Raw genomic sequence first — 18,737 nt, forward strand, 5'->3', positions numbered from 1 at the left:
GGAGAAAATAATGAAAAAACTTATCAATCTGATTCTGCGATTCTATGAAAATGATGTGATCAGATACATTTTTTTCGGAGGCTGTACGACACTGGTAAATCTGGTATGTTTCTATGTACTTCGTAAATGCAATCTTGGATTAAATATTGCAAACATCATTTCTATTATTGCAGCGATTATATTTGCATATGTAGTAAATTCAAAGTTTGTATTTCTGGATAAATGTGAGACATTGAGGGACCATGTACAGCCTTTCTGTAAATTTGTCAGTGCAAGACTGCTGACTATGGTGATTGAAGTCGGAGGAGTCTGGCTTCTGGTAGCCCAAATGGGATTCAGTGATATGATTGGAAAATTTGTGACTCAGTTTATAGTACTGGCATTGAATTACATATTCAGCAAATTTTTTGTATTTACTACAGGTAAATAAATACTACAGGATACACAGAGATAACAGGGAGATGGAAAAATGACACTGGAAGAAACTCTTGCTCAAATAAAACCATTAGACGAAAGAGCGATGGAGACTGCGGCGAAACGCTGGGACAGCATTGCAAAACCTCTGCATTCACTCGGCAAAATGGAAAAAATGGTTATTCAGATTGCAGGAATCACCGGAAATCCGGATATGCATATAAACAAAAGGGCACTGGTTCCGATGTGCGCAGATAATGGCGTGGTAGAGGAAGGCGTTACCCAGACAGGACAGGAAGTGACGGCAATCGTCGCAGAAAATTTCCTTTCCGGCGATACCTCTGCATGCGTGATGTGCAGACAGTGCGGAACCAAAGTTATTCCGGTTGACATCGGTATGGCAGTGGACACAAAGGTTGCGACAGATCTGAAAGTTGCATGTGGGACTGCAAATATGACCAAAGGTCCGGCAATGACAAGAGAACAGGCTGTACAGGCACTGGAGGCAGGTATCGAAATGGTACGTCGTCTGAAAGAAGATGGTTATGGACTTCTGGCAACGGGAGAAATGGGAATCGGTAATACTACGACCAGCAGTGCGGTGGCATCTGTACTTCTGAACCGTCCGGTTGAAGAAATGACAGGACGTGGTGCCGGGCTTTCCGGAGACGGACTGAATCGTAAGATTCATGCAATCAAAAAAGCAATTGAGATTAATCAGCCGAATCAGGAAGATGCGATTGATGTACTGGCAAAAGTCGGGGGATTTGATATTGCCGGTATGGCTGGAATGTTCCTTGGCGGTGCGGCATTTGGTGTCCCGGTCGTGATCGATGGATTTATTTCCTGTGTGGCAGCACTGATCGCGCAGCGTATCTGTCCGCAGATGGGAGATTATATGATCGCGTCTCATGTTTCGAAAGAACCGGCAGCGCATCTGCTTCTCGAAGCACTTGGCAAAGAGGCAGTACTTCATGGAGAAATGTGTCTGGGAGAGGGAAGCGGAGCCGTGGCACTGTTCCCGTTCCTTGATATGGGAGTTGCCGTCTATGAATCGATGAGTACATTTGAGGATATCCATGTGGACCAGTATGAGGAGCTTGTATAAAAATGATGATACTTGTAACTGGCGGCAGTGGCAGTGGAAAATCTGCCTTCGCGGAAGACTGTATTGTTGCTTTTGGAAATGCCAGGCGCATTTATATAGCAACTATGTACCCGTTTGACGAAGAGAGCAGGAAGCGTGTGAAACGTCATCAGGCTATGCGTCAGGGCAAAGGATTTGATACACTGGAGTGTTACACCGGTCTTTCCCGGGCTTCGGTTCCGAAAGGAACTACGGTCCTTTTGGAATGTATGTCTAATCTTGTTGCAAATGAGATGTTTCAGGAAAATGGTGCACACGAAAATACAGTGAAAGCAGTAGTTGATGGTGTGGAGTTTCTGCAAAAACAGACCGAAAATCTTGTGATCGTAACAAATGAGATCTTTTCAGAAGCGGCAGAATACCAGGGTGATACAAAACTTTATCAGGAATATTTAGGAATGATCAATCAGAAGCTGTCAGATATGGCGGATGAAGTGGTGGAAGTCGTTTACGGAATTCCGGTTTACCAAAAAAAATATAAGGCTTCTGATGTGGACAGGAGGTCAGAAATCCGATGAAAAGTCTCTGGAACAGTTTTAAAATTGCATTTTCCATGTTTTCAAAGATTCCGATGCCTCAGGCAGAGTGGACAGAAGAAAATATGAAATATATGCTTTGCTTTTTTCCGTTCATCGGAACGGCGATAGGTATTGTACTTCTGGCGGCAGAATGGATCTGCAGATATCTGGGGTTCGGAAATTCATTTACGGCAATGGTGCTGGTTCTTGTGCCGGTGATCCTTACAGGTGGAATTCATATTGACGGACTTCTGGATACTTCGGATGCCTTAAGTTCCTGGCGTGACAGGGAAAAACGTCTGGAGATTCTCAAAGATTCACATGCGGGTGCATTTGCAGTTATTACGGCATGTGTATATTTTTTTGTATTATTTGGGACAATGATGCAGATCACAGAAGTAGACGACCGGCCGGCAATGTACCTTCTTGCATGTGGCTATATGGTTTCAAGATGTCTTTCAGGACTTGGTGTGATCACGTTACCAAAGGCGAATGCAAGTGGTACGGTCGCAGAGTTTTCGCGTAAGGCAGAAGATAAAAAAGTGCGAAATACACTGGTGATATATCTTGTGATCCTGGCGACAGTGATGATCTGGATCCAGCCGGTATGGGGCGCTTTCATGTTTGTAACAGCCCTGCTTGTATTTGCGTTTTACAGACATAAAGCAATGAAATATTTCGGCGGCACGACCGGCGATCTTTCGGGTTATTTCCTTTGCCTCTGCGAGGCATGGATGCCTTTGGTACTGGCGGTCGTTATGGTGATTTATAAAGTGTGAGGATTAAAATATGAAGATGATCATAGGGGGAGCGTTTCAGGGAAAAACACTTCTGGCAAACAAAATATACCCGGAGATTGTCTGGGTAAACGGTGCGGATGCTGACTGGGAGATGATTGCATCTGCACAGGGAATCCTTTGTTTTCACGAATTTATCCGAAAAGAGATGCAAACCGGAAATGATGTCAGCGAACTTGCAGAACGACTGATTCGGGTCAATCCGCAGGTGGTTCTTGTATCAGATGAAGTGGGATATGGCGTTGTACCTATTGATGCATTTGATAGGGCATATCGTGAAGCAGTTGGCAGAGTATGTACGAAACTTGCCGCATACAGCACGCAGGTGACGAGAGTTGTATGTGGAATAGGGACGGTGATCAAAGATGCTTAAGATCTGGTTGATCCGTCATGGCATGACGGAGGGAAACCGCCATCAGCGTTATATTGGTGTGACTGATGAACCTTTGTGTGAGGAAGGCAGGAAACTGCTCAGAAAGTTTACATATCCAAAGCCGCAGGCGGTATTTGTAAGTCCACTTAAGAGATGCCTTGAGACAGCGGCAATTCTGTTTGATGATCCGAAGGTACGGATCATTGATCAGCTTGCAGAATGTAATTTCGGAGAATTTGAAAATAAAAATTACAAAGAACTTTCCGGTGATCCGAGATATCAGGCATGGATAGACAGCAATGGAATTCTGGCTTTCCCGGGAGGCGAAAGCAAAGAAGAGTGTGCAGTGCGAAATCAGGAAGGTTTTCAGAGAGCGGTTACTGCATGTATACGGGAAGAAATTACAGAGGCAGCACTGGTTGTGCATGGGGGCACGATCATGAATATCATGGAAAAATATGCACTTCCTAAAAAAGAATTTTATGAGTGGCATATCGGGAATGGATGCGGTTATCTTGTGGAACTTGATCCTGTCCTTTGGAAAAAAGACAGGAGAAATCTGAAGCTTCTGGGAGAGCAAAAATAGCTTTTCAGAAGGAAAAAAATATGATATAGTAAAAACAGCGACGGAGCGGATAGGGCTCCGTCGCTGTTTTTATATTGAATGTACAAAAAAAATTTGAACACCAAACTAATCTTGCGAATATAGTTGAAATAAGATAGAAAATATGTTACATTATATAGTACAAAATACCGAAAACTTATGGAAGATTTCATCACAGATTGGAAAAATTTCACAAGGCAGGGAGGGCGCATATGCGGATTATTGGAAACGGAAGAATGATCACACGGGACGAATCCAACGCTTTTTATGAAAATGGAGCAGTAGCAATGGATGGGAACACCATAACCATGGTGGGGACAACAGAAGAAGTAAAAAACACATATCCGGATGCGGAATTTATAGATGCACATGGCGGAGTTATTATGCCGGCTTTTATCAATGTACATGAACATATTTACAGTGCATTTGCGAGAGGATTAAATGTCAACGGATACAGCCCGAAAGGCTTTCTTGATATTCTGGATGGGATGTGGTGGAACATCGACCGTCATCTGACGCTGGAGCAGACGAAGCTTTCTGCGTATGCGACATACATTGATTCTATAAAGAATGGTGTGACAACGGTATTTGACCATCATGCAAGTTTTGGACATATCGAAGGCTCACTGTATATGATCGAAGAAGCGGCAAAAGATCTTGGAGTCCGCACCTGTCTCTGCTATGAAATCTCTGACAGAGACGGAATGGAAAAATCACGGGAATCTGTGATGGAGAATGTAAACTTCATCCGGCATGCGAGTGAAGATGACAGTGATATGCTGGCTGCCATGATGGGAATGCATGCATCTTTTACAATCTCTGATGAGACGATGGCTCTCTGTAATGAGCTGAAACCGGAAGGTGTCGGTTATCACATCCATGTAGCAGAGGGGATTTATGATCTGCATCAGTGCCTGAAAGAGCACAGCAAACGTATTGTTGACCGCCTTTCTGACTGGAATATTCTTGGTCCGAAGACTCTTCTCGGACACTGTATTTATATCAATGAACATGAGATGGATCTGATCAAAGAGACAGATACAATGGTAGTGCACAATCCGGAATCGAATATGGGGAATGCCTGTGGATGTCCTCCGACGATGGAACTGGTACACAAGGGCATTCTGACGGGCCTTGGTACAGACGGATATACCCATGATATGATGGAGTCCTGGAAAGTGGCAAACATTCTGCATAAACACCATCTCTGTGATCCGACAGCAGCATGGAGTGAAATTCCGCAGATGTTGTTTGAGGGAAATGCAAAGATTGCGAATCGTTATTTTAAGAAACCTCTTGGTATTCTGAAAGTGGGAGCCGCTGCCGATGTGATCGTGATCGATTATGATCCGCTGACACCGATGGATGCATCCAATTGCAACAGTCATCTCCTGTTTGGGGTAAATGGAAGTATGGTACAGACAACCGTATGTAACGGAGAAATTCTGATGAAAGACCGTGAATTGCTGGTATGTGATGAGAAAAAGATTATGGCAGACTGCCGTCAGGCGGCAGGGGAACTTTCAGAGGATATCAACGGATAATTAATTTCCTGACGGATGGGGAAGCGGTTCAGGAATTCAGGGAGGATACAATATGAGTGATATTATGAAAAGCATTCCATTCGGACAGCTGACGGAATGGATCTTGAATGAATATAAAAAAACAGGTCAGGTGTTTGGTATTCAGAAAGCTTATGTGGCTGATCAGTCAAAAACAATCGAAATATTCGGAAGAAAACTTGAAAATCCGGTGGGACCGGCAGCGGGTCCACATACACAGCTTGCACAGAATCTTGTGGCTGCATATGTCGCAGGTGCCAGATTCTTTGAATTAAAGACCGTGCAGAAAATGGATGGACCGGAGCTTTCAGCATGCATTCCAAAGCCGTGTATCGTGGCGGAAGATGAAGCATACAACTGCGAATGGTCAACAGAACTTTATGTACCGCAGGCAATGGCTGAGTATATTAAAGGCTGGATACTTATTCATGTGATCGCAAAAGAATTCGGACTTGGAAATCCGGACGGATTCCAGTTCAACATGTCCTGTGGCTACAACCTTGAGGGCATCAAAGACAAAAAGATTGATGATTTTATTGAAGGGCTGAAAGATGCCGGAGATACAGCCATCTTTAAAGAGTGTAAACAGTGGTTATGGGAGCATATCAGTCTTTTTGAACATGTGACAAAAGAAGATATCGAGGCGATCCCTGCAGAAATCTGCAATTCGATCACACTTTCCACAATGCACGGATGTCCGCCACAGGAAATTGAAAATATTGTGACATATCTTCTGAAAGAGAAACATATCAACACTTACGTAAAATGCAATCCGACACTTCTTGGCTATGAATTTGTAAGAAAAGCAATGGATGATCTTGGTTATGATTATATGGCATTTACAGATTTCCACTTCAAAGATGATCTGCAGTATGAAGATGCGGTGCCGATGCTGAAACGTCTGATGGAAACTGCTGCACAGGAAGGACTTTCTTTCGGGGTGAAACTGACCAATACATTTCCGGTTGATATTAAGCGCCAGGAACTTCCGGGAGAAGAAATGTATATGTCCGGCAAGGCGTTGTTTCCGCTTTCTATTTCAGTTGCGGCTCGTCTGGCGGAATCTTTTGACGGAAAACTTCCAATGTCTTTCTCGGGAGGGGCGGATCAGAAAAACATTGATCAGATCGTGGGTTGCGGCATCTGGCCGGTTACAGTGGCGACGGTACTTCTGAAACCGGGCGGGTACAAATGGCTGACGCGTATTGCCGAGAAAGCAGATACCTGTGAAATCGAAAAAGACGGGAAGGTTCAGGTAGAAGAACTGAAAAAACTTGCCACGGATTCACTTACAGATGCACATTATCAAAAAACAGTCAAAAAAGCGGCAGGTAAACAAACTGAAGAAAAATCACCTCTTCTTGACTGCCTGAAGAAAAAAGATGCACCGAAAGTAAAAGAATTTACCAGACATAAACGTGTCTGTGGAAACTGTGCAGACGTATGTCCAAACCGTGCAAATGTGCTGATCGAAGTGCCGGAGATGGAACTTTTGCAGATTCTTCACATAGATTATATGTGCAACGAATGTGGAAACTGTCGTTCCTTCTGTCAGTATGCAGGTGCACCGTATAAAGACAAATTTACATTGTTTGCAACGGAAGAAGACATGAAAGACAGTACAAATAACGGATTTACTGTACTTGATGCCGGAACAAAAGAGGTACTGGTACGTATCGGAGACAGACTGGAGAAAGTCAAGGCCGACCAGCCGGCAGAAATTCTTAATGAGGATCTCGGCAAACTGATGTGTACTGTGATTGACGATTATACATATCTGCTTATGTGATATCAGGAAAATGCATACTGCAAAAATCCGCAGATATCATATAAGTAGTGAAAAGGAGAGCCGCTATGGTAACATTTAAGGTGAACGGCAGGACTGTTCAGACTGAAAAAAATCAAAAACTGCTACGATTTCTGCGGGATGAACTTCATCTGACTTCAGTGAAGGATGGATGTAGTGAAGGGGCATGTGGAGCCTGTACCGTGATCATTGACGGAAAGACCTGCAAGGCATGTGTTCCGGATACGGATTCACTGGATGGCAGGGAAGTGATCACGGTGGAAGGTCTGACGGAATGGGAAGAACAGGTTTATACTTATGCATACGGAAAGGCGGGGGCTGTACAGTGTGGCTTCTGCATCCCGGGAATGGTGATGTGTACAAAGGCGCTTCTGGATGTAAATAAAACACCTTCCGATGATGAAATCAGATATGCCCTGCGAAATAACTACTGCCGCTGTACCGGTTATGTAAAGATCATGGATGCGGTTCGGCTTGCAGCAAAGATTCTGGATGCAGGAGTACTTCCGGATGACGGAGACCAGAACTGGGCAATCGGAAACCGTGTGTCGAGGATCGACGTAGAGGAAAAAGTGCTTGGAACAGGCAGATACCCGGATGATTTTTATCTTGATGGAATGCTTTATGGAACGGCACTTCGAAGTCAGTATGCACGTGCCAGAGTACTTTCAATCGATACGTCCAAAGCCAGAGCACTTGAGGGTGTAGAAGCAGTTGTGACTGCCGGGGATATACCGGGAGAAAACAAGATTGGCCATCTGAAACATGACCAGTATACCCTGATACCTGTCGGAGGACTTACACATTATCTGGGAGATGCGATCGCGCTGGTTGCCGCGAAGGACAGGGAAACAGCGGAAAAAGCAAAGAAACTGATAAAAGTAGAATACGAAGTACTGCCACCTGTACACACGATTGAAGAGGCAGCTGCACCGGACGCACACAAGGTGTTTGACGAAGAGGAAAACAATATCTGCGCGCATAAACATATCAGCCGTGGAAACGCAGAAGAAGCAATTCAGAATTCCAAATATGTGATCTCGCATCACTTTGAGACACCGTGGACGGAACATGCTTTTCTGGAACCGGAATGCGCGGTTGCATTTTATGATGAGGATGGGGATGTATTTATTTATTCGACAGACCAGTCGGCACACCAGACACTGCATGAATGTTCCCTTGTACTTGGAACAGATAAAGTAAAAGTGCAGAATGCACTGGTCGGAGGCGGATTCGGTGGAAAAGAAGATATGACGGTTCAGCATCTGGCAGCACTTCTTACTTATGTGACAAAAAAACCGGTCAAAGTAAAACTGACCAGGGCAGAGTCCCTTCTGGTGCATCCGAAACGTCATCCGTTCTATATGGATATGACAATGGGATGTGATGAACATGGAAATATTATGGGAGTAAAAGCTACTGTAGTTTCTGATACCGGAGCATATGCATCTCTTGGCGGACCGGTGCTCGAACGTGCCTGCACGCATGCGGCAGGACCATATCATTATGAAAATTTTGAAATTGAAGGAACTGCTTATTATACGAATAATCCCCCGGCGGGTGCTTTTCGTGGATTTGGTGTTACCCAGACCTGTTTTGCAACAGAAACACTTCTGAATATGATGGCAGATAGAGTAGGAATCACACCGTGGGAAATCCGTTACCGCAATGCAATACGTCCGGGAGAAGTACTTCCGAATGGTCAGATTGTAGATGAGTCTACAGGTCTTATTGAGACACTGGAGGCGGTTCGGGAGGATTATGAGACTGCTCTGGCAGAGGGCAAACCGGTCGGAATCGGATGTGCAATGAAAAATGCCGGTGTCGGTGTTGGCATCCCGGATACCGGACGTGTGAAGCTGATCGTGGAAGACGATGAGAAACTGCATATCTATTCCGGAGCATCCTGCATCGGACAAGGACTCGGTACCGTTCTTGTACAGATGGTTGTGACCAATACAGATCTGAAACATGAGGATATTGTATACGAAAGAAGCAACACCTGGATTGCACCGGATTCCGGTACGACGTCCGGCTCGAGACAGACACTGATCACCGGAGAAGCATGCCGGAGAGCCTGTGAAAAGCTGATGGAAGACAGAAAAACAGGAAAAAGTCTGAAAGATATGAGGGGAATCGTTTATTACGGAGAATATCTGGCAAAGACGGATCCACTTGGTGCTAATGTGCCGAATCCGGTCTCTCATGTGGCATATGGATATGCAACGCAGATGTGTATACTGAATAAAAAGACCGGTAAGATGGAACACATTGTCGCGGCACATGATGTCGGCAAGGCAGTCAATCCGTTGTCCTGCGAAGGGCAGATTGAAGGCGGTGTTGTAATGTCGATGGGATATGCACTCAGAGAAAAATATCCGATTGACGAAAACTGCAGGCCGATTCAAAAATATGGTTCACTTGGATTGTTCCGCGCTCATGAAGTTCCGAAGATCAAAGCAATTGTTGTAGATAAACCGGGATTAAATGTAGCGTGCGGTGCAATCGGTATCGGAGAAATCACGTCGATTCCTACAGCACCGGCGATTGCAGACGCATATTTCCGCTATGACGGAATACGGAGATACAGTCTGCCGCTTACAGATACACCATACGAAAGGAAGAGGTGATATGGCTGTGAAAAAAAGATTTCCATACCGTGCAGCCCTTGTGGCGTGTAATGGTGGGTGTCGGACGGCAAAAGACGGACAGGGATGCGCTGATGGCTGTATCGGCTGTGGCGCCTGCATACAGGAATGTAAATTCGGGGCGATTTTTCTAAATGAATATGGCGTGGCAGAAGTGGATGAAGAGAAATGTATTGCCTGCGGGAAATGCGCAAAGGTCTGTCCGCAGGAGATTATTCACATTCATGAATGTGCAAACTATATTGTTGTAAAATGCTCCAATAAGAGCAAAGGAGCAGCGGCAAAGAAACAGTGTGAAGTAAGCTGTATCGGCTGCGGTATCTGCGAAAAGACCTGTACGGCAAGTGCCATTCAGATTACAGAGAATCATGCCGTGATCAATGAAGAACTGTGTTTAAGCTGTGGAATGTGCGCGGTGAAATGTCCACAGCATGCAATTTATGATCTGCGCGGAATATATACAGAAATAAAATGACAGAAGTATTTTAACAGGTAAGTTCTTTTTTCTATTCAAAAGATTTTATTGAGAAAATTTTATGAAGAAGGTGAGTAATCATGATTGGAAAAAGTGTTCCGCGTGTAGACGCATATGAGAAAGTCACCGGAAGAGCAAAATTTACAGAAGATCTACTTCCGAAAAAATGTCTGGTGGCGAAAGTGCTGCATGCAACAATTGGAAATGGAATCGTAAAATCTATTGATACAAGTGAGGCCGAGATCATGGAAGGGGTGGTGAAGGTTGTGACGTTCCATGATGTCCCGGATCATTGCTATCCGACACCGGGACATCCATGGTCTGTGGAACCGGCACATCAGGATGTGGCAGACAGGAATCTGCTGACCGGTCGTGTGCGCTATTATGGAGATGATATTGCAGCGGTTGTTGCGGAGGATGAAATTATTGCATCCAGAGCGTTGAAAAAGATCAAAGTAGAATATGAGGAATATCCGGTTGTGATTCATCCGCGTAAATCCATGTATGGAAGCAAACCGCCGATTCATTTCGATAAAAAAGATAACGTACTTGCCCGTTCAAATTATTTTATCGGAGATGTCGATAAAGGTATGGAAGAAGCTGAAACGGTGGTAAAAGGCACATATAAGACTCCCATTGTACAGCATTGTCATATCGAAAACCCGATTTCGTATGCCTATATGGAAAAAGGACGGATCGTGGTTGTGACATCTACGCAGATTCCGCATATCGTGCGTCGTGTCATTGGTCAGGCGCTGGGAATCCCGTGGGGCAATGTCCGTGTGATCAAGCCATATATCGGAGGTGGATTCGGAAATAAGCAGGATGTCTTATATGAACCACTGAATGCTTTCCTGACAACGCAGGTGGGCGGCAGACCGGTCAAACTGGATATCAGCAGAGAAGAAACTTTCTGCAATACGAGAACCCGTCATGCTATTGAATTTGATCTTGCCGCAGGCGTGGATAAAGAAGGAAAGCTTGTTGCAAAGGATATGCACTCTTATTCCAATCAGGGCGCTTATGCATCACACGGTCATGCGATCGCAGCAAACGGTCTGACTTCATGGAGACTGCAATATGCCTGTCCTAATATCCGCGGAGAGGCTTATACGATCTATACCAACACACCGGTAGGCGGTGCAATGCGAGGTTACGGCATTCCGCAGGTATGCTTCGCAATAGAGTGCTTTATGGATGATGTGGCAGAGGCAATCCACATGGATCCACTGGAATTCCGCAGGAAAAACTTAATTGAAGGATATTATGAAGACCGTTATCTGAAACCGATCGCTGCAAATACGAACGGTATTTTTGAATGTTTGAAAAAGGGTGCAGAATATATCCATTGGGATGAAAAAAGAAAAAAATATGCAAAGCAGACAGGAGCGGTACGCAGAGGGGTAGGTATGGCTCTGTTTTCGTATAAAACCGGCGTATGGCCGATTTCACTGGAAATCGCAGGGGCACGTCTTTCACTGAATCAGGATGGCAGTGTGCAGCTTCAGCTTGGTGCAACGGAGATCGGACAGGGAGCGGATACTGTATTTTCACAGATGGTTGCAGAAACACTTCATACAGATATGGCTCATGTACACATCCAGACTGTGCAGGATACGGACGTATCCCCGTTTGATACGGGAGCCTATGCTTCCAGACAGTCTTTTGTAACCGGAACCGCAGTGAAACACTGTGCAGAAATTTTAAGAGACAAGATTCTGGCTTATGCAAAGACTTTACTGCCTGAGGTAGATACCAGAGAACTAAGTCTTCGTGACAACTGGATCTGGGCAGGCGAAGAGCAGGCAATTTCACTTGCTGCACTGGCAGAAGAGAGTTACTACAGTCTGACAAATTCATCTGTTCTGACAGCTGAAGTATCTGAGCAGGTAAAGAAAAACACAATTGCAACCGGTTGTTGCTTTGCTGAAGTTGAAGTCGACATAAAGCTTGGAAAGATAAAAATTCTTCATATCATCAATGTACATGACAGCGGGAAACTTCTGAATCCACAGCTTGCCGAAATGCAGGTACATGGTGGTATGTCGATGGGTATGGGCTATGGTATCAGTGAGCAGCTGATTCTTGACGAAAAGACAGGAAGACCTTTAAATGGTAATCTTCTGGACTATAAACTGATGACGATGCTGGATACGCCGGACATCAAAGCCGATTTTGTGGAAATGGATGATCCGATGGGTCCATATGGAAACAAAGCTCTTGGAGAACCGCCGGCAATTCCGAGTGCACCGGCGATTCGTAACGCAGTGCTTCATGCAACCGGTGTTGCATTTAATGAAAATCCGCTGACACCACAGCGTCTGATCGACGGATTCAAAAAAGCAGGACTTATCTGAGAGGGGGCGCAGATTATGTATGATATTGAGAAATACTATAATGCAAAAACCGTATCAGAGGCAGTCTCGCTTCTGAAAGAACACCCGGATGCCAGAATTATATCAGGTGGCAGTGACGTCCTGATCAAGATCCGTGAGGGCAGAATGGCAGGTACTTCTCTGGTATCCATCCGGGATGTTGAGGAAATTAAAGGTATTACAAGGAACGAGGACGGCGATATTCTGATTGGCGCAGGAACTGTATTTTCACATATTACAGCGGATCCGATCATACAGAAATACATTCCGGTTCTGGGAGAAGCAGTTGACCAGGTTGGCGGTCCGCAGATTCGAAATATAGGTACGATTGGTGGAAATATCTGTAATGGAGCGGTCAGTGCGGACAGTGTACCAACGGTTTTTTCCTACAATTCACTTCTGCATATTGCAAATGAAGACGGAGGCAGGATTGCACCGGTACGGGAATTTTATCTGGGACCGGGACGCGTGGACCTGCATCCGGGCGAGGTACTTACCCATGTGGTGATCCCAAAAAAAGAATATGCAGGATATCACGGACACTATATTAAATATTCGATGCGAAATGCAATGGATATTGCAACGTTGAGCTGCAGTGTGGTCAGCAAAATTGACACAGCAAAAAACATTCTGGAAGATGTACGCATTACCTTTGGCGTGGCAGCACCGGTTCCGTACAGATGTGTGGAGACGGAAGAAAAGCTGAAAGGCAGGACTTTGGATGAGGGTCTTTATCAGGAACTGGAAGAAAGCGTTCGAGGTGAAATTCATCCGAGAGATTCCTGGAGAGCTTCGAGAGATTTCCGCCTTCAGATTGGCGGAGAAATTGCAAAAAGAGCGCTGATTCGTACAGCAGAGCTTGCCGGAGAGGATACCTGTAAGGGAGGTGAAGAAGCATGAAAAAAGAAAAAATACTTGTTCAGTGCGTGGTAAATGGAGAAGAAGTGGCAGAGTATGTTGATCCGAGAGAATCTCTTTTGGATATGCTTCGTAATCACCTCGGGCTGACCTCTGTAAAGAGAGGCTGTGAAGTCGGAGAGTGTGGCGCCTGTACCGTGATCATCGATGGTGAAACCATTGATTCCTGTATTTATCTGGCGGTCTGGGCGGAGGGCAAAAACATCCGCACACTGGAAGGCCTGGAAAAAAACGGTGAGCTGACACGGATTCAGGAAGCTTTTATTGAAGAGGGGGCGGTGCAGTGCGGATTCTGTACACCAGGTTTTATTATGTCGGCAACGGTTCTTCTGGAGCAGGGAAAAGAACTGACCAGAGAAGAAATCAAGAAAAAAATGTCCGGAAATCTCTGCCGCTGTACGGGATACCAGAATATTGTCAACGCGGTAGAAAAAGTGATGCATGAAAGGAATGACAGCTGAGATGAAACATAAAACAACATTGATCGTACGTGGCGGCGGGGATCTTGCAAGCGGAGTAATCCACAGACTATATAAATGCGGGTATCAGGTGCTGGTGATGGAATGTGCGAAGCCGAGTGCGATACGGCGGCGTGTTTCTTTTGGCGAAGCAGTCTATGACGGAACATCGAGTGTTGAGGGTGTTACCGGTCGACTTATCAAAGACGTTTCGGAGTGCCGGAAAGTATGGGATAAAAAAGAAATTCCGATTCTGGTTGATGAGAATGTAGATGCAGTTTCTGAATTAAAACCGGATGCGCTGATCGATGCAATCCTTGCAAAAAAAAATCTCGGGACGACAAGAGCAATGGCACCGCTTACGATCGGGCTTGGACCTGGATTTACAGCACGCACGGATGTTGATTATGTAGTAGAAACTCAGCGTGGTCATAACCTCGGAAGAGTGATAGAGAAAGGCACGGCAGTACCGAATACTGGAATTCCGGGGATTATTGCCGGATATGGAAAAGAGCGTGTGATCCACTCACCGGCTGCCGGTATGGTACACAATTATTCAGAAATCGGTGATATTGTGGAAAAAGACCAGATCATTGCCATGGTGGATGAAACACCGGTATATGCATCACTGACCGGTGTACTGAGGGGTATCATCCGGGATGGATTTGTGGTGCCGGAAGGAATGAAGATCGCGGATATTGATCCACGTAAAGAACAGAAGAAAAATTGTGACACGATTTCAGATAAAGCGCGCTGCATTGCCGGAAGTGTAGTTGAGATTTTACTGTCAGAAGGAGTACTGCCGTGATACGGACGGACTCCATCCTGAAAGCACTGGATATAGATACAGACAGATATCCGGTGCTTTCGGTCGTTGGTGGAGGAGGGAAGACAAGCCTGATTTTCCGGATAATGGAAGAGCTGACGGCCGTGGGCAAAAAGGTGCTTATAACCACAACTACACACATGGCATATGAGCCGGATCGGCCGTTTGCCGAGGATGGGGATATTATAAGTATAAAGCATAATCTGGAAGAACATGGATACACGATCGCAGCTGCTCTGGACAGAGAAAAATGTAAGATCAGTGCTTTGTCGGAAGAAAAGATGAAAGAAATTACAGCTCTGGCGGATGTGATTCTGATCGAAGCAGATGGTGCAAAAAGATATCCGTTGAAAGTACCGGCAAGCTGGGAACCTGTTATCTGGGGACAGACAGATCTGGTGATTGCGGTGGCCGGACTTGATGCGGTTGGTGAACCAATATGTAAAGTCTGCCACAGATCGAATCGTGTTGCGGATTTTCTTGGAAAAGAGGCAGAAGAGAAGGTTACAGAAGAAGATATTGTAAGGGTTGTATTATCCACAGAAGCTCTTCGAAAATGTGTGTATGGACGAGAATACCGTGTACTGCTGAATAAAGCAGATATCCCGGGGAAATCTCAGGCAGCAGAGAGTATTGCTGACAGGCTGGAAGAACAGGGTATCCATGCAGTCTGGGGAAGCCTGAGAGAGAAAGAATATTATATCTGCGGTAAGTCTGAAACAGAGCGTAAGAGAGCAGCTCAGATGCCATCTAAGAGAGTTAAATTGGCACTTATTATGCTGGCAGCTGGAAACAGCCGACGCTTCGGTTCTAATAAACTGATGTATGAGGTTGACGGAGTGCCCATGTATCAGCGTACTTTAAGACTGCTTCAGAAAGCAGCAGAAAGAATACCGGACAGCCGGATCGTGGTGGTAACACAGCCGCAGTATTCGGAGATTATAGATATAGTAAAAGAGACTGGCGCAGAAGTTTTGTTTAATCCAAAGCCGGAAAGAGGAATTGCCTCATCTATGCAGATCGGACTGGAAATCGCAAAAGACGCGGATGCATGTCTCTTTACGGTATCCGATCAGCCATGGCTTACGGCGGAAACAATAATTGCACTGTATGACGCGTTTCAGAGCGAAAACAAGGGAATGGCATGCACCGTTTGGGGCGAAAAAACAGGAAATCCGTGTATTTTTTCTAAGAAATATTATAGAAAACTGATGGAAATTACCGGTGATAAAGGAGGCAAACAGATCATAAAAAGATATCCTGAAGATGTGACATATCTTAAAATAAGCGATGAGAGGGAACAGCAGGATGTAGATGTACCGTTGTGATTTCGTTTGACAGGAATGCTGCGACAGTGGGTTAGTGGTGCAGAATAAAAGATGACCATGCAAAAAAAGGAATAGAGTATGTTCCAAGAATTCTGGATACATACTTTATTCCTTTTTAAATAATCGTGTATCATAATTAAAAAATATCAGTAGTATTATTTCTTTGTATTAGTTTTCTTCATAAATCCGTGTTTCTGTGCGTCTTCTTCAGCAAGACGAACTGTTTCTTCAGAAGGATTGGAAATCACTGCCGCGAAGCAGACATCACACGGAGGGTTTTCTTTGACTGCCTGTACGGCTGCAGTAACTGCAGAAACATCACCTGTCACAAAAACTGTTTCGTGTCCGCCGCATTTGCCGTTTCGTGTAAGAAAAGACACATCGGCTGTTTTCAGCATCTGGTCGGTTACGATGATAGCGTTGCTGCTTCCGACCACTTCTACTAATCCAAATGCTCCATATCTCATTGTATAATCCTCGCTTTAAGTATGTATTCGTATTTTGATTCGGTATTACTTGTTTGCAGTCATGTACATAGCCGGTTCTGTGTCGTGTGCCGGGGATGCGATCACTGTATGAGAAACTACTTTTGCAATTGGTTCTGCGGTGCGGATGGCAGCTTCCATAGCTGCTGTTACATCAGAAACGGAACCACGCATTTTAACACATGCACCTGCACCAAGACGGTTACGTTCGATGTTCTGGATTCTTACATTTGCTGCTTTGGAAGCAGCGTCAAGTGCTACGAAGCAGGCAGCAAAACTGTCAAGTTCAAAAATCCCCACTGCCATACCATTATAATTTTCAGCCATAATACCTCCATCTATTCACTCTGGAATATAAAAATCATTCTAAACTAAATCTATTATACCGTTTTTGGATGTGAAAAACAAGAGATAATTATGTATTTTTGTGGATTTTAAATCATTTAAAATGTGGTTTTATGACAAAAAGAAATGAAAAAACAGTGGGATTATGTTGAAAGCCAGGAGGGAAAGGAGAGATTTTAATGAGCACAGAAGAATAACTGGATACAAAAAGAGGAGCGTGCTATAATATACAGAATAAAATGAAATGTGATATATGGTAACATAACAAAGAGGGTGAGACTAAAAAATGAAAGTCCATCAGACGGATTTTTCGAAAGGAAATGTTTACCGAAACATTATTGAAGTATCGCTTCCGATGACATTGACGCAGCTTTTAAATCTGCTGTACAACATTGTTGACCGTATGTATATAGGAAGGATTCCGGGAGCCGGTGCAACGGCACTGACCGGCGTGGGAATTTGCTTTCCGGTGATCACGATGATTACGGCATTTACATATCTGTTTGGAAATGGCGGCAGTCCGCTCTGTGCAATGGAACTGGGGCGTGGAAATCATGAAGAGGCGGAAAAATTAATGGGAAATACGTTTTCTATGCTTTTGATCTCTAGTATGATTCTGATGGCGGTAAGCTATTTATTTTATAAGCCAATCTTGTATGCATTTGGCGCAAGTGATGTGACATTTTCGTATGCGGGTGATTATATAAAGATTTATCTGATTGGAACGCCGTTTGTCATGATTTCGCTGGGACTGAATCCGTTTATTAACTGTCAGGAATTCGGAAATATGGGAATGATGACCGTACTGATCGGTGCAATTTTGAATATCATTCTGGACCCGTTATTTATATTCGGAATGCATATGGGTGTGAAAGGAGCTGCACTTGCAACGATTCTTTCGCAGATATGTTCCGGAATCTGGGTATTAAGATTTCTGACAGGAAAGAGAGTGACGCTTCGGCTGAACCGGGCGACCATGAAAGTTGAATGGAAGCGTGTAAAAGATATCATGGCGCTTGGAGTTTCCGGATTTATGATGCAGTTTACAAATGGACTGGTACAGATTTTCTGTAATTCAACGCTCCATATGTATGGCGGAGATATTTATGTAGGTGTTATGACGGTATTGAATTCCGTGCGTGATATTGCGACGATGATGGTACATGGTCTGACAAATGGTGCATCACCGGTTATGAGTTTTAATTACGGAGAAAAAGCTTTTGGAAAGGTAAAACAGGCAATCAAATTTGTAACGGTCGTATGTTTTACTTATGCATTGTTTGTGTGGGGAATCATAAAGATTGCACCGGGATTTTTTATCAGATTGTTTAACAGTGATCCGGTACTTCTGGAAAAAGGAGTACCTGCGCTGCACATTTATTTCTTTGGATTTTGTTTTATGGCATTGCAGTTTACCGGGCAGGCTGTATTTGTAGCACTTGGAAAGGCAAAAAGAGCAACATTTTTTTCGATTTTCCGAAAGGTGATCATTGTGGTGCCTTTGACAATATTGTTGCCGAAGGTTAATGGATTTGGTGTAGATGGTGTGTTCTGGGCAGAACCAATCTCAAATCTGGTTGGCGGATGCGCCTGCTTTTTTACCATGCTTTTGACGATTTTGCCGGAATTGAGAGAAGAGAAAAAGTAAGAGAATGTG

At 44.5% G+C, this 18,737-nt stretch carries 18 protein-coding genes; 16 read left to right on the plus strand and 2 right to left on the minus strand.

Going from position 1 to position 18,737, the window contains the following annotated elements; translation table 11 throughout:
* The first annotated feature begins 10 nt into the window (after positions 1 to 10).
* The 15 genes from DWW86_RS10520 to yqeC all read left to right on the plus strand — a co-directional run bounded on the left by DWW86_RS10520 (position 11) and on the right by yqeC (position 16,250).
* On the plus strand, positions 11 to 430 hold the full coding sequence (locus DWW86_RS10520) for a GtrA family protein (protein ID WP_015543063.1): 420 nt from the start codon (positions 11 to 13) through the stop codon (positions 428 to 430).
* 39 nt (positions 431 to 469) lie between these two features.
* Positions 470 to 1,522, plus strand: coding sequence for a nicotinate-nucleotide--dimethylbenzimidazole phosphoribosyltransferase (cobT, locus tag DWW86_RS10525; protein WP_072520951.1), 1,053 nt, complete (start codon positions 470 to 472; stop codon positions 1,520 to 1,522).
* 2 nt (positions 1,523 to 1,524) lie between these two features.
* Positions 1,525 to 2,079, plus strand: coding sequence for a bifunctional adenosylcobinamide kinase/adenosylcobinamide-phosphate guanylyltransferase (locus DWW86_RS10530; protein WP_072520952.1), 555 nt, complete (start codon positions 1,525 to 1,527; stop codon positions 2,077 to 2,079).
* Positions 2,076 to 2,858, plus strand: a complete 783-nt coding sequence (gene cobS, locus DWW86_RS10535) for an adenosylcobinamide-GDP ribazoletransferase (protein ID WP_117943028.1) — start codon at positions 2,076 to 2,078, stop codon at positions 2,856 to 2,858. The genes DWW86_RS10530 and cobS overlap by 4 nt, the downstream gene beginning before the upstream one ends.
* 10 nt (positions 2,859 to 2,868) lie before the next feature.
* Entirely contained in the window at positions 2,869 to 3,249 is a 381-nt protein-coding gene (locus tag DWW86_RS10540) for a bifunctional adenosylcobinamide kinase/adenosylcobinamide-phosphate guanylyltransferase (protein WP_072520954.1), read from the plus strand.
* Entirely contained in the window at positions 3,242 to 3,835 is a 594-nt protein-coding gene (locus DWW86_RS10545; protein ID WP_117943030.1) for a histidine phosphatase family protein, read from the plus strand. Before DWW86_RS10540 ends, DWW86_RS10545 begins: the two co-directional genes overlap by 8 nt.
* A 230-nt stretch (positions 3,836 to 4,065) precedes the next feature.
* Positions 4,066 to 5,397, plus strand: a complete 1,332-nt coding sequence (ssnA, locus tag DWW86_RS10550; RefSeq protein WP_117943032.1) for a putative aminohydrolase SsnA — start codon at positions 4,066 to 4,068, stop codon at positions 5,395 to 5,397.
* 52 nt (positions 5,398 to 5,449) lie between these two features.
* On the plus strand, positions 5,450 to 7,204 hold the full coding sequence (locus DWW86_RS10555; RefSeq protein WP_072520957.1) for a selenate reductase: 1,755 nt from the start codon (positions 5,450 to 5,452) through the stop codon (positions 7,202 to 7,204).
* Between the two features lie 65 nt (positions 7,205 to 7,269).
* Positions 7,270 to 9,852 (plus strand): selenium-dependent xanthine dehydrogenase, encoded by a 2,583-nt coding sequence (xdh, locus tag DWW86_RS10560; protein WP_117943034.1) that lies wholly within the window; start codon positions 7,270 to 7,272, stop codon positions 9,850 to 9,852.
* A gap of 1 nt (position 9,853) precedes the next feature.
* A complete protein-coding gene (locus tag DWW86_RS10565) occupies positions 9,854 to 10,345 on the plus strand; it encodes a 4Fe-4S binding protein (RefSeq protein ID WP_117943036.1) in 492 nt (163 codons plus the stop codon).
* Positions 10,346 to 10,425: 80 nt separating this feature from the next.
* A complete protein-coding gene (gene xdhA / locus DWW86_RS10570) occupies positions 10,426 to 12,702 on the plus strand; it encodes a xanthine dehydrogenase subunit XdhA (protein WP_117943038.1) in 2,277 nt (758 codons plus the stop codon).
* Between the two features lie 15 nt (positions 12,703 to 12,717).
* Positions 12,718 to 13,620, plus strand: a complete 903-nt coding sequence (gene xdhB, locus DWW86_RS10575) for a xanthine dehydrogenase subunit XdhB (protein WP_072520961.1) — start codon at positions 12,718 to 12,720, stop codon at positions 13,618 to 13,620.
* Positions 13,617 to 14,099: a xanthine dehydrogenase subunit XdhC gene (xdhC, locus tag DWW86_RS10580; RefSeq protein ID WP_015543051.1), complete on the plus strand. Its 483-nt coding sequence runs from the start codon at positions 13,617 to 13,619 to the stop codon at positions 14,097 to 14,099. Before xdhB ends, xdhC begins: the two co-directional genes overlap by 4 nt.
* Before the next feature lies 1 nt (position 14,100).
* The gene (yqeB, locus tag DWW86_RS10585; protein WP_286187701.1) at positions 14,101 to 14,904 is read left to right on the plus strand and encodes a selenium-dependent molybdenum cofactor biosynthesis protein YqeB; all 804 of its coding nucleotides are present in this window, start codon (positions 14,101 to 14,103) and stop codon (positions 14,902 to 14,904) included.
* Positions 14,901 to 16,250 (plus strand): selenium cofactor biosynthesis protein YqeC, encoded by a 1,350-nt coding sequence (gene yqeC / locus DWW86_RS10590; protein ID WP_117943042.1) that lies wholly within the window; start codon positions 14,901 to 14,903, stop codon positions 16,248 to 16,250. The genes yqeB and yqeC overlap by 4 nt, the downstream gene beginning before the upstream one ends.
* Positions 16,251 to 16,405: 155 nt before the next feature.
* On the opposite strand, the gene DWW86_RS10595 is transcribed toward yqeC, so the two are convergent.
* Positions 16,406 to 16,717: a BMC domain-containing protein gene (locus DWW86_RS10595; RefSeq protein ID WP_015543049.1), complete on the minus strand. Its 312-nt coding sequence runs from the start codon at positions 16,715 to 16,717 to the stop codon at positions 16,406 to 16,408.
* Positions 16,718 to 16,762: 45 nt separating this feature from the next.
* The gene (locus DWW86_RS10600; protein WP_015543048.1) at positions 16,763 to 17,062 is read right to left on the minus strand and encodes a BMC domain-containing protein; all 300 of its coding nucleotides are present in this window, start codon (positions 17,060 to 17,062) and stop codon (positions 16,763 to 16,765) included.
* Between the two features lie 304 nt (positions 17,063 to 17,366).
* On the opposite strand from DWW86_RS10600, the gene DWW86_RS10605 reads away from it, so the two are divergent.
* A complete protein-coding gene (locus DWW86_RS10605; RefSeq protein WP_117943044.1) occupies positions 17,367 to 18,728 on the plus strand; it encodes an MATE family efflux transporter in 1,362 nt (453 codons plus the stop codon).
* Positions 18,729 to 18,737 lie beyond the last annotated feature (9 nt).

Source organism: Ruminococcus sp. AF17-22AC (assembly GCF_003460065.1).
Lineage (GTDB): Bacteria > Bacillota > Clostridia > Lachnospirales > Lachnospiraceae > Blautia_A.

Excerpts from the sequence above, each read along its gene's own strand:
- DWW86_RS10520 (WP_015543063.1), top strand. The coding sequence starts at position 11 with ATGAAAAAACTTATCAATCTGATTCTGCGATTCTATGAAAATGATGTG.
- cobT (WP_072520951.1), top strand. The coding sequence starts at position 470 with ATGACACTGGAAGAAACTCTTGCTCAAATAAAACCATTAGACGAAAGA.
- DWW86_RS10530 (WP_072520952.1), top strand. The coding sequence starts at position 1,525 with ATGATGATACTTGTAACTGGCGGCAGTGGCAGTGGAAAATCTGCCTTC.
- cobS (WP_117943028.1), top strand. The coding sequence starts at position 2,076 with ATGAAAAGTCTCTGGAACAGTTTTAAAATTGCATTTTCCATGTTTTCA.
- DWW86_RS10540 (WP_072520954.1), top strand. The coding sequence starts at position 2,869 with ATGAAGATGATCATAGGGGGAGCGTTTCAGGGAAAAACACTTCTGGCA.
- DWW86_RS10545 (WP_117943030.1), top strand. The coding sequence starts at position 3,242 with ATGCTTAAGATCTGGTTGATCCGTCATGGCATGACGGAGGGAAACCGC.
- ssnA (WP_117943032.1), top strand. The coding sequence starts at position 4,066 with ATGCGGATTATTGGAAACGGAAGAATGATCACACGGGACGAATCCAAC.
- DWW86_RS10555 (WP_072520957.1), top strand. The coding sequence starts at position 5,450 with ATGAGTGATATTATGAAAAGCATTCCATTCGGACAGCTGACGGAATGG.
- xdh (WP_117943034.1), top strand. The coding sequence starts at position 7,270 with ATGGTAACATTTAAGGTGAACGGCAGGACTGTTCAGACTGAAAAAAAT.
- DWW86_RS10565 (WP_117943036.1), top strand. The coding sequence starts at position 9,854 with ATGGCTGTGAAAAAAAGATTTCCATACCGTGCAGCCCTTGTGGCGTGT.
- xdhA (WP_117943038.1), top strand. The coding sequence starts at position 10,426 with ATGATTGGAAAAAGTGTTCCGCGTGTAGACGCATATGAGAAAGTCACC.
- xdhB (WP_072520961.1), top strand. The coding sequence starts at position 12,718 with ATGTATGATATTGAGAAATACTATAATGCAAAAACCGTATCAGAGGCA.
- xdhC (WP_015543051.1), top strand. The coding sequence starts at position 13,617 with ATGAAAAAAGAAAAAATACTTGTTCAGTGCGTGGTAAATGGAGAAGAA.
- yqeB (WP_286187701.1), top strand. The coding sequence starts at position 14,101 with ATGAAACATAAAACAACATTGATCGTACGTGGCGGCGGGGATCTTGCA.
- DWW86_RS10595 (WP_015543049.1), bottom strand. The coding sequence starts at position 16,717 with ATGAGATATGGAGCATTTGGATTAGTAGAAGTGGTCGGAAGCAGCAAC.
- DWW86_RS10600 (WP_015543048.1), bottom strand. The coding sequence starts at position 17,062 with ATGGCTGAAAATTATAATGGTATGGCAGTGGGGATTTTTGAACTTGAC.
- DWW86_RS10605 (WP_117943044.1), top strand. The coding sequence starts at position 17,367 with ATGAAAGTCCATCAGACGGATTTTTCGAAAGGAAATGTTTACCGAAAC.